Origin of the sequence: Streptomyces mirabilis (assembly GCF_018310535.1) — a bacterium.
GTDB lineage: Bacteria > Actinomycetota > Actinomycetes > Streptomycetales > Streptomycetaceae > Streptomyces.
Window position 1 is genome coordinate 8,722,812 of the sequence record NZ_CP074102.1, and the last position, 15,189, is coordinate 8,738,000.

Here is a 15,189-nt window from a genome sequence, read left to right on the forward strand (position 1 = left end):
CCGTCGTCTCAGAGGTCCAGGACAATCCCTCCTGCGGGTTTGGAGCAGCAGATGAGGATGTTGCCCTCGGCGGGGGGTTCGACGGGGTCGGGTGAGTAGTTGACGGTGCCGGACATGAGGGCGAGTTCGCAGGTGTGGCAGACCCCGGTGCGGCAGGACCACTGGACGGGGACGTCGCAGGCTTCGGCGAGTTCGAGCAGGGACTCCTGGGCGTCGTTCCAGGGGACTGTGAGTCCGCTGCGGGCGAAGGAGACCTCGGGTCCGGTGCCGGGCGCGCCCGCGGGCTGGTGAGGCGCGGGCCCGGTTGCCGAGCCCTTGATCCCGGGGGTGATGGCGGGGCCCGCGCCGAAGATCTCGGTGTGGACGCGGGAGGTGTCGAGACCGCAGTCCACGAGCGCGGCAGTGAGGCTGTCCATGAATGCGGTGGGGCCGCACAGGTACGCGTCGGTGTCGGTGGGTAGGCCGAGCCGGCGGACAGGCCCGGCCGAGAGACGACCCGCTTCGTCGTAGTCCACGCCAAGGTGGTCGTTGGAAGCGGGCCTGCTGTAGTAGACGGTCGACCGGGCGTTGGGCAGGGTGGCGATCAGGTCGCGACTTTCCTGGGCGAAGGGGTGCTCGCTGCCGTCACGGGCTCCGTGCAGCCACCACACCTGGCGGGTGGAGCGGTCATGGGCGAGGGTGTGCAGCATGGCCAGGACGGGGGTGACGCCGACCCCGGCCGACAGCAGTACCACCGGGTTGTCGCCCCCGGTCAGGCAGAAGGTGCCGCGGGGCGCGGCGGCATCCAGTTGGTCGCCGACCCGGATGTGGGCACGCAGCTCGTTACTGGCGGCGCCGTGCGGTTCGACCTTCACGCTGATCCGGTACGCGCCGGTGCCTGGCTCTCCGGACAGGGAGTAGCTGCGGATCAGGGGTGGCACGCCGCCCGCGGGCTGGACTTTGACGGTGAGGAACTGGCCCGGCAGCGCGGCCGGCAGCGCCGAGCCGTCTGCGGCGGCCAGGTGCAGGGAGAACACGCTGCGGCTCTCGGACGGGATATGCGTGACAGTCAGCGGGCGGAAGCCCGGCCAGGCAGGCGGCGGTGCGGTGGCCGCGGTGTTCAGTCCGGCGCTGCCCGAGGAAGCACCACCTTCGCCGTCGGCCTGGTCCAGCAAGGTGCGCATGGAACCCTGCCAGCCGGGGCTGAGCGCGGGGATCCGCAGGGCCCGTTCGACCTGTTCACGGGTGTGTCCGGGCAGGTAGAGCACCCGGTCGATCTCTTCGACGGTCATCGCCCCCGGGCCGGTGGAGACCTTGACGATCTTTTGCCCCGCCTCGACCTCGCCTTCCTCAATGACGCGGAGGTAGAAGCCGGGGCGGTGGTGGGCCACGAGCAGTGCGGCCATCTGTGGCTCACCCATGCGCAGGCCCACCCGGTAGCAGGTCACCCGGGGTTGAGTGACCTCGAACAGGGCGTCCCCGATGCGGTAGCGGTCCCCGATGCAGACCTCATCGTCGGGCAACCCATCCACGGTGAAGTTCTCGCCGAACTGCCCGGGAGTGAGGTCGTCGCGGCCCAGCTCGTTCGCCCAGAAGCGGTAGGAGTCGGTCTGGTAGACCAGCACCGCCCGCTGCTCACCGCCGTGCCCGCCCAGATCTCCCTGGCCGTCCCCGTCGATGTTCAGCCGCCGCACCATCCGAGGTCCGGCAACGGTCTGCTTGTAGACGCCGGTGTGCACGGTCTTTCCGTGCCAGGGGACGTCTTTCGGCATTCCGATATTCACTGCTGTCAACGTGGCCACCACGCCACCTCTCTTGTGGCGCCTCCCACGCCGCTCCGACTGGGAAGCCCGTGGTATCAGCTTCTGGCCCCTGGCCGCCGTGTCGATGGGGCAGCCCGATGTCGGCATCGGGCTGTATCCCCAGGCACAAAGCACTGCCTCACGCCGAAAGAGCCTGCGACGGCCAGCCCCGCATCGGCCGCCTGACCGGGCCGTGATCAGCACATACTATCCGCCATGTGCACATCACATTCGGCCGGAGATCGGCGGGAGGTGTGCGGGTCTCGACACGCTTCAGGTCAGGACGCGTCCGAGGAATCCGTGGATGTATCCGCTGATGGCGTCCAGGTGCGTCTCCAGGGCGAAGTGTCCGGCGGGCAGCAGGTGGACTTCCGCCTCCGGCAGGTCACGGGAGAACGCCCGCGCGCCGTCCGGCCCGAAGATCTCGTCCCCCTGGCCCCATACCGCGAGCAGGGGCACCTGGCTGGTACGGAAGTACTCCTGCAGCTTCGGGTACCCCTCGATGTTCTTCGGGTAGTCGCGGAACAGCGCCAGCTGGATCTCGTCGTTGCCCGGCCGTTCCAGCAGGAGCTGATCGAGAGTCCAGGTGTCGGGGCTGACTAGGCTGGTGTCGGTGGCGCCGTTCTCGTACTGCCAACGGGTCTTACTCGGGCTGAACTTGGCCCGCGCGCCCGGCTCCGTGTCGCGGCCCGGACTGGTGGCGTACGCGAACAGGTCGTCCCAGAAGGGCTTGACGAAGCCTTCCATGTAGGCGTTGCCACTCTGCGAGATGATCGCGCTGACGTCGAAGGAAGGGTCGAGCGCAAGGCGCCAGCCGATCGGTGCTCCGTAGTCGTGCACATACATGGCGAAGCGGTTCATGCCTAGGTGGTTGAGCAGTCCGGCGGTGATGCCGGCGAGGTTGTCGAAGGTGTAGTCGAATGCGTCCACCTTGGGCATGGCGGAGTGGCCATATCCGATGTGGTCGGTGGCAATCACGTGATAGTCATCGGCCAGCGCGGGGGCGAGATGGCGGAACATGTGCGAGCTGCTCGGGAATCCGTGCAGCAGCAGCACGACCGGTGCGTCGCTGGGGCCGGCCTCGCGGTAGAAGACTTCTTGGCCCTTGATGGTTGCTGTCTTGTGTCGCGTGGGAAGCACATCGACCTCCGGGCGCCCGTGGGCGCAGAACTGCGTCAAATCCGCCCGTATAAAACCCGGCTGGACACGAATATGGTCAGGACGGTCGCCGTGGAGGCTCGGGAACCATTTTCCCTCGGCGGCGTGGTGCCTCGCGGCAGATGGCGCCGGTTGCCACCTTCCTCACGCTAGACCTGACCTGCAGGGAGGGCAACGCGGCAGAACCAATAAATGGGATCGCGGAGCTCATGTGCGGCTCGCTGAATCACGGGTCCCAACACATTACGGAACAAAAGCACAGCAGAGTGTCACAGCAATGTCGCGAGTCGTGGTCTCTGAGGATCGCCTGGCGGTAGTCCGACATCCCTGACGTCAGCCAGGAATACCGCAATGGCGTATGGCCGTTCCCGTCCGGCTTCCTACCGCGAGGTCGAGTTGGCCGCCCAGCACTGTGCTGGATTCCGTGAGAGCGCGGACCGCACCCAATCATTAGTGACGCACTTCTCCGCGGCGCCGCGGGATTCCTTGCCGATCTGCGATTCCTGGTCATCTGGGCGGCCCCTGCTGAGCGCCCAGATCCTCACCCGGCGCGCTGTGCGGGCCGCCGCGTACAGCATCGGTGGCTCGACGGCTACCGCCGACTTCCACCCCTGCATCGGAAGCTTGGTGTCAATGTCCGTCGAAACAGCGGCAATCGTGGGGCTACTGGGTGTCAGACCGGGAATCCACCGCGCCCCTGAACGGGACCCCGGCCGCCGTCCGGCACCGCATACGACACCCGCGGCGGGCCTGTGCTCACGCTGTCATCTGGGAACCGGCTGGCGCCCGGGGTCTCGTACGTTCAGCCGCGGGCGAAGGCCAGCAAGTCGGCGTCGAAGACGTCCTTGAACGGAGCGACCATCGACAGGCCGTGCGGGGCCCCGGGGTACACCTTGAACGTGTTGTCCTTGACGATCTTCGAGGACTTATCGCCGGCCGCGACGATGGGCACGATCTGGTCGTCGTCACCATGCGCGATGAGCGTAGGGAAGTCGAAGCGCTGCAGGTCCTCGGTCAGATCGGTCTCAGAGAATGCCTTGATGCAGTCGTAGGAACCCTTGATCCCCACCTGCAGCGACCACAGCCAGAATGCGTCACGGGTGCCCTGGGACACCTGGTGACCCTCGCGGTTCGCGCCGTAGAAGGGGGCACTCAGGTCCTGGTAGAACTGCGAACGGTCGGTCGCCACGCCCTTGCGGATCTCGTCGAACACCTCCCGCGGCAGCCCCTCAGGGTTGGAATCTGTCTTGAGCATCAGCGGCGGAATCGCGCTGAGCAGGACCGCTTTGGCGACCCGGTCGCTTCCGTGGCGGCCTACATAGCGCGTAACCTCGCCACCCCCGGTGGAGTGCCCGACAAGAATGACATCACGCAGGTCGAGGGCTTCGATCAGCTGCGCCAGGTCATCGGCGTAGGTGTCCAGGTCGTTGCCGTTCCAGGTCTGCCCGGAGCGCCCGTGGCCGCGGCGGTCGTGGGCGATGGCGCGGAATCCGTTGTCGGCCATCAATTGGGTCTGGGGGTCCCAGGCGTCGGCGTTCAGCGGCCAGCCATGGCTGAAGACCACGGGCTGTCCGGTACCCCAGTCCTTGTAGAAGATCTCGGTATTGTCCCTGGTGGTGATGAAAGGCATCGCATGCCCCTCTCGATCGAATCGACGTGAAGTGCCGCAGCCCCATGCGGTCTGACTCGTCCGGAGAACGTGGGCGTCAGCTCGCATGAGGCCATCGGTGCCGTCAACTCGATTGGTCGAGGCGGTACCTGGGGAAGGCTCACGATGTGCCGGGCGATCGCTGAGCGCCTCGCGCCTTCACGCTACCCGCCGCACCGAATTCACGCGCGCCCAGGCGCACGCCCCGCGCTCATCCCGTACGGCCGAGGCCGCTCACTCGGCGTATGCCTCGGCTACCGCGAGGGTGTCCTCATATGGATGCAGCTTGACGATCTTGTCGCCTGCCACCTGAAGGTGCATGGCGATGGGCGTCATGAACGTCCGACCGGTGCCCTTCGCGACTCGGGTGAACCGTCCCAGCATGACCGCGTGGTCACCGTCGACGAGGAGCGCCTCAATATCGTCAACGTTCTTCTCGGGCACGATGTTCGCCCCCAGCGTCCTGAAATAGTCGGCTACCTCGCCATCGGATCTTGACGGCCGCGAGTCCGTGTCACCGAAGATTGAGCGGTGGGGGCCGGGCGCCCTCCGGCGAGCCGCGGATGTAGTCAGGCGTGGCGGCCGGGTCTACCTGACCGGGCCTTCATCTTCTCCTGGCTGCGCGTCAGGCATGTCCAGGATGGCCTCTCGGGTGTACTGAGGGCTCTCTGGGGGTGGGGCCACGCTAGGGGCCATGAGTACGGTGAGGAGCCTGCTTAGGTCATCCGTGGAGAGCGCCAGGCCCAGGGTCTGCACGATGCGCAGAGCACAGTCCCGGATGGACTGAGCGTCCTTCTCGGGCGCCGCCGTGCTTCCAATCTCGTCACACACTCGGCTGAACTGTTCAGCGCTGATCGTTGGCCGGCTTATCGGTTGCGCCATGGTGCGCTCCTCCTGGAAGAGCGGGCGGTTCCACCCGCTCTTCCAGAAAGCGCTGAGCGCACCCCAATGGCAACTGGAGAGAGCCAGAGCGCAGGCGCTGGACCAGAGCCGCTCAGACTTCGTTGGCACGCGCTCAACGTTGTAGGTGCCAGAAACCTCATCCATGCTGGTCAGACCGTGTAGGGGTGCTGTCGTGAGCTCCTGCCAGTCGACGGTGATGGTGGGTCCTCGGTGATTGCCGGGCAGCCCCGGCCGGCGCCAGGATGGTCCGGTGCTGCTGCGACTGCCCTACCTGGCCCTGACGAGCATGTTCACCCTGATACGGCTCCTGCCGATGGGCGATCGCGACAAGGACGCCGAGATCCTGGCGCTGCGCCATCAACTCGTCGTGCTGCAGCGGCAGATCGACAGGCCGAGCCTCACCTGGCCGGACTGCGCGCTGCTCGCCGCACTCCTGCACCGCCGCCCCCGGGTACAACTTCGCCGACTCCAGCTGATCGTCTCCCCCGACACGGTGCTGCGCTGGCACCGTGACCTGCTCCGCCGACGCCACGGCAATGCCTCCCGACCCAAGCGCCCCGGGAGACCGCGCACCGTAGGCTCTGTCCGGGTCCTGGTGCTGAGGCTCGCCGGCCAGAACCCCAACTGGGGGTACCTGCGCATCCACGGCGAACTCGCCGCTCTCGCATCAAGGTCGCCGCCGCCACCGTGTGGAACATCCTCAAGGAGCACGGCATCGACCCCGCGCCCGACCGGGACCACACTACCTGGGCGAACTTCTTGAGCTCCCAAGTGCAAGCCATCGTCGCCGCCGACTTCTTCGAGACCAAGACACTGACCGGTGCGACCTTGTACGTCCTCGCTGTCATCGAGCACGCCACCCGGCGCGTGCGGATCCTCGGCGCAACGGCGCAACGGCGCAACGGCGCAACGGCGCAACGGCGCAACGGCGCAACGGCGCACCCGACCGCGGCCTGGGTTACCCAGCTCGCCCGGAACATGGTCATGGACCTCCACGACGCCGGCGCCGGGGTGAAGTTCCTGATCCGCGACCGGGATGTCCGCTACCCGGCGGCCTTCGACGCCGTCCTGCAGGCCGAGGGTATCGAGGTCGTCCAGACCGGCGTCCGGATGCCGCGCATGAAGGCGGTCATGGAGCGATGGGTGCGGTCCTGCCGAACCGAGCTCCTCGACCGCACCCTCATCTGGAACCAGGCCCATCTACTCCACGCGCTGCGCGAGTACGAGCAGTTCTACAACCAGCACAGGCCGCACCGCACCCTTGCAGGCGCCGCACCGCTACGTCCCCTGCCCGAACCCATCACCCAATCCGACCGGCTCACCCACCTCAACGTCCACCGACACGACCGCCTCGGTGGCATCCTGCACGAGTACCAACACGTGGCGTGACCAGCACGGGCGTGGTTCTTGGCACCTACAAGGGCGAGCAGCGACGTCGTAGTGTGGTCCAAGCCCGTGCGTCCAAGTGATCAAGCTGTGTGGAGAATAGCCATGATCACCCGCGATCACGGACTTCCTGCATCCAGGGCCCAATTCGCCCCATACTCACCATCAGTGACGGCAGGGTAGGCCGATCGACGCCAGACCCCGCTCAAGCTCGAAGACCCGACAAGGCTTGACTGCCGTGACCTTGTGCCTCCCGTCTTCCTGGTCCGGATGCTTCGCCTGGGGATCCGCGGCGTTGGCCAGGTGTTGTTCAGGTCGGTGACCGCTGTTGCCAGACGGAGGTGAGCGCTGCGACGGGGTCGGTGTCGGCTGGTGCCGCGGGCCACCATGCGCCGTCGTCGTCCTGGAGGTAGGGGTACCAGCGGGCGTCGGGGCCCAGACGCAGCTGGATGCCCTGGCCGGGGAGGGTGAGGCGGTTGCGCCAGGCCCTGAGGGGGACAGGGTCGGTGGCCATCTCGGCGAGGGTCATGGTCAGGGCGGTGCGGGCGGCTGCCATCACCGCTGGGTCGGGGATGTGGGGCTGTTCGGCGACGGTGAGGCCGGTGGGACCGCCGTGGCGCCAGGCACGGACGAGGCGGGCGAACGCGGTCGGCTTGGTGCCGGTGTTCTGGATCAGGTTATGGAACCACTCGGGTCCGGGGTTGCTCGCGGCGATCCGTACGGCGTCCTGGTGCTGGGTCAGGTGCAGGCAAGTGGTGTCGCCGGACAACAACTGCGTTGTGCGTGCCGCTGCGTCGGCCATGAGCCGTTCCAGGTCCGTGAGGGACAGGCCGCTGTCGGACGGTGGGGGGACCGGCAGTGCAGCGGCGTGGGGGGATGGTGCGGGGAGGTCGGGCAGCCCGGGGGTGTGTTCGGCCCAGGCGGCGTAGGCGCTGGCGGCGGGGATCCCGGCCGGAGCTGGCGGGGTGTCCGTCGCCGGGCTCGGGGTGCGGCGTGCGCGCAGTTGGGCGAGGACCTCCTCGCGGCTGCGACCGCGCAGCGCGAAGAGCACGAACGGGTCGGTGTCGATGGTCGCGGCGATGGCGTAGCAGAGCGCGGCGGCGTGCTTGCAGGGGTATCCCCAGTCGGGGCAGGAGCAGTCCGGGTCGAGTTCGGTGGGCTGCGGCAGCAGGGGGACGCCTGCCTGGCGGGCGGCGTCGACGAGTTGGGCGGGCATCTCGCCGTCGAGGAGCGCGGCGAGATGCCCGGCACGGGCCGCGACGGCATCCAGCAGTGTGTCCCACTGGGCGTCGGTGAGGACGGGCAGGTGGACCGAGGATCGGTAGGGGCGCGGCTGGCTGCCCTGGACAGAGGCCTTGATATGGCCGGGGGCGACGGTGGTCGGGCCGACCATGCCCTTGCGGGCGTAGGTGCGTCCGCGGGACAGACGCCCGGCGTCGAGGGTGGAGTCCTCCAGGGCGGTTACCCATGCCTGGCCCCACCAGGTTGCGGCGAAGGCGTGCCTGCCGCGGGCGGGCGCACGGCGCTGGCCGGGCAGCGAGGGGCTCATGGCTGCCTCCCCAGGGCGACGAGTTCGGCGAGGTCGGCGTCGGACAGTTCGGTCAGGGCGGCCTCGCTGGAGCCGACGACGGCGTCGGCGAGCGCGCGCTTGGATTCCAGCAGCTTGGCCACCTTGTCCTCCACGGTGCCCTCTGCGAGGAGCTTGTGGACCTGGACGGGTTTGTCCTGGCCGATGCGGTAGGCGCGGTCGGTGGCCTGGTCCTCGACGGCAGGGTTCCACCAGCGGTCGTAGTGCACGACGTGGGTGGCGCGGGTGAGGTTGAGGCCGGTGCCTGCCGCTTTCAGTGACAGCAGGAATACCGGTACTTCACCGTGCTGGAAGCGGTCCACCATGTCCTCGCGTTGCGCGACGGGGGTGCCGCCGTGCAGGAGGAGGGTGGGGATGCCGCGTTCGGCGAGGTGTTTCTCCAGGAGGGCCGCCATCTTTGTGTACTGGGTGAAGACCAGGACCGACTCGCCCTCGGCGGTGATCGTGTCGATCAGCTCGTCGAGCAGGTCCAGTTTGCCGCTGCGGCCACGCAGCGGTGTGGACTGGCGCAGGTACTGGGCCGGGTGGTTGCAGATCTGCTTCAGAGCGGTGAGCAGCTTCAGCACCAGGCCGCGCCGGGCGATGCCCTCGGACTCCTCGATCTTCGCCATGGTCTCGCGGACCACCGCCTCGTACAGGCTGGTCTGCTCGGCCGTCAGCGACACGACGCGGTCGGTCTCGGTCTTGGCCGGCAGTTCGGGCGCGATCCCCGGGTCGGACTTCCTGCGGCGCAGCAGGAAGGGACGGACGAGACGGGACAGGCGCTCGGCGGCCTCGGGGTCCTCGCCCGTCTCGACCGGGCGGGCGTGCCGGTCGCGGAAGGTGGAGAGCGGGCCGAGGAGTCCGGGGGTGGTCCAGTCGAGCAGCGCCCACAGTTCGGAGAGGTTGTTCTCCACCGGGGTGCCGGTGAGGGCGACGCGGGCGAGGGCGGGCAGGGCGCGCAGCTCGCGGGCGGTGACGGCGTAGGGGTTCTTGACGTGCTGTGCCTCGTCGGCGGCGAGAAGCGACCAAGCCGTCTCGGCGAGGGCTTCGCGGTCGCGGCGCAGCACCCCGTAGGTGACCAGGACGATTTCATCGCCGGCCAGGTCGTCGAGGTGGCGGCTGCCGCCGTGGTAGCGGCGTATGGGCGTGGACGGCGCGAACCTGGCCGCCTCGCGCTGCCAGTTGCCGAGCAGGGAGGCGGGGCACACGACAAGGGTGGGGCCCGCGGTGGCGGGGTCGGTCTGGCGGTGCAGATGCAGGGCGAGGAGGGTGATGGTCTTGCCCAGGCCCATGTCGTCGGCGAGGCAGCCGCCGAGGCCGAGCTCGCACATCTCGGCCAGCCAGGCAAGGCCCCGCTTCTGGTAGTCGCGCAATGTGGCCTTGAGCGCGGCCGGCTGCTCGGCAGGGGTACGGGATTCGGGATCGCGGATACGAGCGACGAGGTCGCCGAACTGGCCGATCGGCGCGCAGGGGATCGGCTCGCCCTCCCTTTCCACCTCGCCGGTCAACGCGGCGCTCAGCGCCTCCATGGGGGTGAGCGGTTGCATCCGGCGGCGCCTGGCGCGGGCCACCAGCTTCGGGTCGGCGACCACCCACTGGTCACGCAGCCGGACGAGGGGGCGGCGGGCCTCGGCGAGGGCGTCCATCTCGGCGTCGGTGAGCGGCTCGCCGCCGAGCGAGATCTGCCAACGGAAGTCGAGGAGGGCGTCGGCGTCGAGAAGACCGCCGGCGCTGGAGCCGGGGGCGGTGCGCTGCCCGATCTCCCCGGTCGCGGTGAGTGCCTTGACCAGCTCGCGCGGCCAGTGCACGTCGATACCGGTCGTGCGCAGCGCGTCGGTAGCGTCGCCCAGCAGGTCGAAGGCTTCGTCGTCGGTCAGCCGGAGTTCGTCGGGGGCGGCGTCTTTCAGCAGCCGCTGCAGCGGGGGCCAGACACGGGCACCGCGGCGGAGCGCGAGCAGCGTCTCGGTCTCGGCATGCGGACCGAGCAGCCGCTCGACCTCGGCCGGCTCGCTCCACAGCCGTGCCGCCTGGACGAGGAGCGCCGGATCCGCCGCGGTGTGCAACTGCAGGACGGCCCTGAACTGCCGGCGCCGCCCCTCGGGCAGGTCGACGCGCAGCGAGACACCGACCTCGGCGGTGAGCGCAGCGGTGGTCTCTTCGGACCACTCGCGCAGGGCGGGCACGGCACGCACCTCACGCCAGGCGTACGGCAGTGCTCCCACGGCGAGTGGCGCGGCCGGGGTACGGACCAGGTCGTCGGCGACCGCGTCGCAGAACTGGCGTACCAGAGCCGCCGGTTCGGCGATCCGCAGCGGTGGCGGACCCGGTTGCGGCAGGCAGTGGGCGTGCGGCGGGAACGCGGCGGCCAGGGAGTCCAGCGTCTGCCGCTGGGCGGCGGTGAAGGGGCCCGCCTGCCAGGTGTCGTAACCGGCGGGGGTGAGGGCCGGGTAGAGGCGGCCGTCGGCGAGCAGCCGCAGCGCGAACCGGGCGGCGGCCTGCCAGGCGGTGGCGGACGGATGCGGCGGCCGCGCCCCCTCCAGGGCAGACACGGCGACAGCCACGGGCAGCGCGTAGCCCTCCACCCTGCGCCGTCTGACCGAGCGGCCGTGCGGCAGCACCAGTTCCACCGAGTCGGTCTCCACCCTCGGACGCATGCCATTGTCCTCGGCGACCGCCCCAGCAGGCTGCCAGAGCAGCACACGCCCGAGACGGGCCGGCTCTCCGGGCAGGAACACCGCCGCCCAGCCCCCGTCGAGCAGCCCCCGTGCCCACGTGGCAGCCTCGGGGGCGGCCAGCGGCGGTGCGCTCATCGTGCCCGTGCCCGGTTCTCGTACGACGATCCGTGCCACGCTCTTCCGCTCCATCGCCATCCGGGGCGGTCCTCACCGCACACGCCCACCACCGGACTTCACCACGCACTGTCACCCACCGGCAAGTTCGGGCCATACCGTCACGGGTGGGGAGGAGGGTTTACCGGCCGCGGGCCCGTAGAGGTCGGGCGGATGGGGACACGCTCGCCAAGTGGGCTGCCCCGTCTCCAACACCCTGGCGCTCGGCCTGATCAACGAGGGCATCGGTATGGGCCTGCCGATCGTTGTCCTTCCCCACTTCAACGACGCCCGGGCCGCATTCGGCCGTCGCCGGGCACGTCGATGTCCTGCGCGAGGGGGCGTCACCGTGTTGCTCGGAGAGGGCGGCTTCACGCCCTGGCCCTGCTGGCAGGCGAAAGCCGATTCGGCCGAGCCGGGCCGGTACCGTACAGTTCACCCTACCGACGCGGGGTGGAGCAGCTCGGTAGCTCGCTGGGCTCATAACCCAGAGGTCGCAGGTTCAAATCCTGTCCCCGCTACTCAAACGTGAAGGCCCGGTGGATACCGGGCCTTCACTGTGTCTGGTCCCGCTCGAACCTGGTCCTTAGGCGACAGGGCTCCGGGACGAAGAAGACGTCAACATCCTGGGCACGAACCCGCACGTTCTGACACCTCGGTGATCTGGCCCCGCGAGCCAGGGCGGTCGCTGAGCCAGTGCTCATGATCACGCGGAATTGCTTACTTCTTTGTTGAATCGGCGTGCTGAAGCCGATCAAGAGGGGTGCTGGCGCGATGAGTTGGCGGGTTTTCTGGGTGCCGCGTGACGCGGTGCGGGGTGGAGTACGGAGGTCGCTGCTTGGGCAGTGGGAGGACCTGCCGGCTCGGGAGCAAGCGGTAGGGGTGCGAGCTGGCGACCCCATCTTCCTGTCGCCGGACTACCGGGTGGATCCGCTCCTGAGTCGTTACGGACAGTCGAACGTCTTCCGCGCTTACACCGTGGAGACGCGGCGAAATTACGCGACCGATATCGCGTTGTTTTTGACCTCCCTGTGGAATCGCGGCCGGGGGCGGACGGAAGCGACGCAGAAGGGTCTGGACGACTACGAGCACTGGCGACGCTTCGCGGAGACGAATCCGGAACGGATTGGGGGGGCGACGTGGAACCGGGAACTGGCGGCAGATGCACACCAGCGAGGCCGCGGTCCTCGGGGTGAGTGGCCGTAGTCCCGCGACGCAGTGCCTCATCCTCGGCCTGCCGCACCGCGGAGGCCGGATGCGGGCCGGTGGGAGTGAGCCTCCCGCTAGGGCCTGTGTGATGTCGTGATCAACCAGTTGCCTTCAGGAGGTCGTTGATCCAGATCATCGAGGCACGCAGGTGGAGGCCGGCAAGATAGCTCCCGGGTGTCTTGTCGTAGCGAGTCGCGATACCCCGCCAGGCCTTCAGCTTGTTGATCAGGCGCTCGACACTGTTCCGCTCTTTGTAGAGATCGGCGTCATGGCGTGTGGGGCGGCCGCCTCGGCTGCCTTTCTTCTTCCGGTTGGCGGCCTGGTCCTTCTTCTCTGGGATGACTGCCTTGATGTTGCGTTTGCGCAGGTAAGAGCGGTTACCGCGGGAGGAATAGGCCTTATCCGCGGCGACGGCGTCGGGCCGGGTCCGGGGCCGGCCGACGGGAAGACGGATGCGCACCTTCTGCAGCACGGGGACGAACTGCGGGCTGTCGGCGGCCTGTCCTGCGGTCAGGACGAGAGACAGCGGACGGCACTTGCGGTCTGCGGCGAGATGAATCTTGCTCGTCAGTCCACCACGGGATCTGCCGAGCAGGGCCTGGCTCAAGCGGAGCTTGCGCCGTCGCCTGATATGCCGCCGCTCTTCCCGACCGGGGTTGTCACTGCCGTGCTGTCCGTTCTGTTCTTGCCGGCCGCCCCCTTTTGCCGGGCCCGCTCCTGCTCGATGGCGGCCTCTTCAAGGGCGTCCAGGACCTCCTTGCCGATGCGCATCCCGGCTGCGTCGTGGTGGGCGCGGGCCGTGGTGGAGTCCACGCTGACCAGGGACAAGTCCGTCCGTCCCTGGCGGGCGGCCTCGGCGATCAGGCCTTCGAGCAGCGCGGTGAAGACGCCGGTGTCCCTCCACACCCGAAAGCGGCCGTAGACAGTCGGCCACGGGCCGAACTCGCCGGGCATCTCCCGCCACTGGCTGCTGGTACGGAACCGCCAGATCACCCCCTCGAACTGATCCCGCAGCCGTGCGGGGTACGGCCCGTACTCGCCTATCGGCAGGAACGGCTCGATCAACTTCCACTGCTCGTCGGTGAGTTGCCTGCGTGTCACGATCGTCTTCCTACCGGATCCCCCTTCCCGAGGAACCCGGATCGGCAAGATTGATCACGACACCACACAGGCCCTAGGCCAGGCGGTACGCCACGAGCTGCTCCCGCTGCTGCGGCCGGCCGGGGACACGGAGGCGGAGCTGCCCGGGACCGTGGGCGGACTGCCCGGGCACATGACCGAGGCAGACCCGGAATTCCTCAAAGCGGTAGCGCTCGTTCAGGATGCACGGGCGGGTTTCACCCGCCCAGGAGGGCTGACCGGGGCGATTGCGGTGCCCGCCAAGTTGGGGAAGCGGGCCCGCTCGTACAGGGTGCTGCTGGGCAGAGCGCGAGGCCGACTCCCGAACGGGGCGCAGCAGCACGACCTCGGCGGTCACTCCGAGTACCGGCTGCCGTCCCGGCAACGGACTTGTCGTTCCAGCCGTTGGTCAGGTCGATCGAGCGGGTGATTCTGCCTCACCTGGGATCGCGGGAATCCAGATGCTTCTCCAGGAAGGAGATCTCCTCAGCGACGGCCTGTTCGTGCGACTCGAGGAACGGGGCATAGTGACGGCCCGTCAGGTGAACCACTTCGGACCGAGGCGCGTTCCGGGCGGCCCGAACGGCGGGGCCGGGGAGCGCGCTCTGGTCCTGGTCGCAGACGACGACCAGCAGGGGGCACCGGATCCGGGAGGCATGGCGGCCGGGCCGGTACCCGCCGATCTGCAGGGCGATCCGTGCGGCGACCGTCTGCTCCCAGTTCGCGTGCCGACGCTCGGGATCGAGGGCCCGGTCGCCGTCCATGGCGTCGGGCGTGGTGAGCGAGGCGACCGCGCCGCGCGGTCCGGCAGTCGGGACCAGCAGCGGCGGACGCCCGACGAGGCCCCCGAGCGCGTCCGCGACGCCCCGGCCGAACAGACGTAGCACCGAAAGGGGCGTCATGGAGCGCAGCGCGTGGGGAGCGAGCGCGCGACCGTCGACCACCGGGGTCTGCGCGATCGCGCAGACCAGTCGCGGGTGGTCGGCCGCGACACGGAAGACGTGGCCGCCCGCGAGCGAGAAGCCCCAGACCGAGATCCCGTCCGGGTCAACGTCCGGCAGACCGGTTGCGCACTCGATCGCGGCGTGCCAGTCGGCGACCTGCTCGTCGAAGCGGACGATCTGGCGCGGCGCGCCCCCGCTCTCCCCGAACCGTCGGTGGTCGAAGGCCAGGACCGCGAAACCCGCGTCGTTGAACCGCGCGGCGAACAGGTCCGAGGCCGGCTCCTTCGTCACCGAGGTTCCGCCGGCCATGATCACGCAGCCGCCGTTGGACCCCGGATAGTGCCAGGCGGCACACGAGGTGTCCCCGCTGGCGAAGCGTACTTTCTCCCGTTGCTTGAACGCGGGCACATGGACCTCCGTGGTGAACCGTCGTTTTTCCGGGTGCTCTGAAAACCGCGGGCCTGCGGCGTCGTCGCGCCGCAGGCTCTCTTCGCCGGGCCGCCGGTGGCGGCCCTGGAGGTGCCGACGGTCAGCCGATCAGGCCGGGGAACCAGATGCGCGGGTCGAGGATCATCGGGTGCTCCTTCCGTGGCGCGGGTCCGCCGACGCTGACGCGCGTCAGGGACGGGGCGGAGTGGACGCC

At 68.9% G+C, this 15,189-nt stretch carries 7 protein-coding genes, 1 tRNA gene and 2 pseudogenes; 2 read left to right on the plus strand and 8 right to left on the minus strand.

Features of this window, described 5'->3' with window-relative positions:
• Window positions 1–8 precede the first annotated feature (8 nt).
• The 4 genes from SMIR_RS38790 to SMIR_RS38805 all read right to left on the minus strand — a co-directional run bounded on the left by SMIR_RS38790 (window position 9) and on the right by SMIR_RS38805 (window position 5,031).
• The gene (locus tag SMIR_RS38790; protein WP_249938565.1) at window positions 9–1,751 is read right to left on the minus strand and encodes an MOSC and FAD-binding oxidoreductase domain-containing protein; all 1,743 of its coding nucleotides are present in this window, start codon (window positions 1,749–1,751) and stop codon (window positions 9–11) included.
• A 303-nt stretch (window positions 1,752–2,054) separates the two neighbouring features.
• Window positions 2,055–2,921: an alpha/beta fold hydrolase gene (locus SMIR_RS38795; RefSeq protein WP_212728097.1), complete on the minus strand. Its 867-nt coding sequence runs from the start codon at window positions 2,919–2,921 to the stop codon at window positions 2,055–2,057.
• Between the two features lie 820 nt (window positions 2,922–3,741).
• Complete coding sequence (locus SMIR_RS38800; protein WP_212728098.1) at window positions 3,742–4,569, minus strand: alpha/beta fold hydrolase; 828 nt, start codon at window positions 4,567–4,569, stop codon at window positions 3,742–3,744.
• A 252-nt stretch (window positions 4,570–4,821) separates the two neighbouring features.
• A complete protein-coding gene (locus tag SMIR_RS38805) occupies window positions 4,822–5,031 on the minus strand; it encodes a nuclear transport factor 2 family protein (protein WP_168488635.1) in 210 nt (69 codons plus the stop codon).
• 709 nt (window positions 5,032–5,740) lie between these two features.
• On the opposite strand from SMIR_RS38805, the pseudogene SMIR_RS38810 reads away from it, so the two are divergent.
• Window positions 5,741–6,879, plus strand: a pseudogene (locus SMIR_RS38810) (integrase core domain-containing protein).
• 307 nt (window positions 6,880–7,186) lie between these two features.
• Here SMIR_RS38810 and SMIR_RS38815 read toward each other — a convergent pair.
• Both SMIR_RS38815 and SMIR_RS38820 read right to left on the minus strand, forming a co-directional pair.
• The gene (locus tag SMIR_RS38815; RefSeq protein ID WP_168488633.1) at window positions 7,187–8,425 is read right to left on the minus strand and encodes an SWIM zinc finger family protein; all 1,239 of its coding nucleotides are present in this window, start codon (window positions 8,423–8,425) and stop codon (window positions 7,187–7,189) included.
• Complete coding sequence (locus SMIR_RS38820) at window positions 8,422–11,256, minus strand: SCO1167/SCO6262 family helicase (protein ID WP_212728485.1); 2,835 nt, start codon at window positions 11,254–11,256, stop codon at window positions 8,422–8,424. The genes SMIR_RS38815 and SMIR_RS38820 overlap by 4 nt, the downstream gene beginning before the upstream one ends.
• Before the next feature lie 465 nt (window positions 11,257–11,721).
• On the opposite strand from SMIR_RS38820, the gene SMIR_RS38825 reads away from it, so the two are divergent.
• Window positions 11,722–11,795: transfer RNA gene (locus tag SMIR_RS38825), tRNA-Met, on the plus strand.
• Between the two features lie 785 nt (window positions 11,796–12,580).
• Here SMIR_RS38825 and SMIR_RS38830 read toward each other — a convergent pair.
• Window positions 12,581–13,584 (minus strand): annotated as a pseudogene (locus SMIR_RS38830) (IS5 family transposase).
• 455 nt (window positions 13,585–14,039) lie between these two features.
• Window positions 14,040–14,954 carry an alpha/beta hydrolase gene (locus tag SMIR_RS38835; RefSeq protein ID WP_168488631.1) on the minus strand — a complete coding sequence of 305 codons (915 nt, stop codon included), beginning with the start codon at window positions 14,952–14,954 and terminating at the stop codon, window positions 14,040–14,042.
• Window positions 14,955–15,189 lie beyond the last annotated feature (235 nt).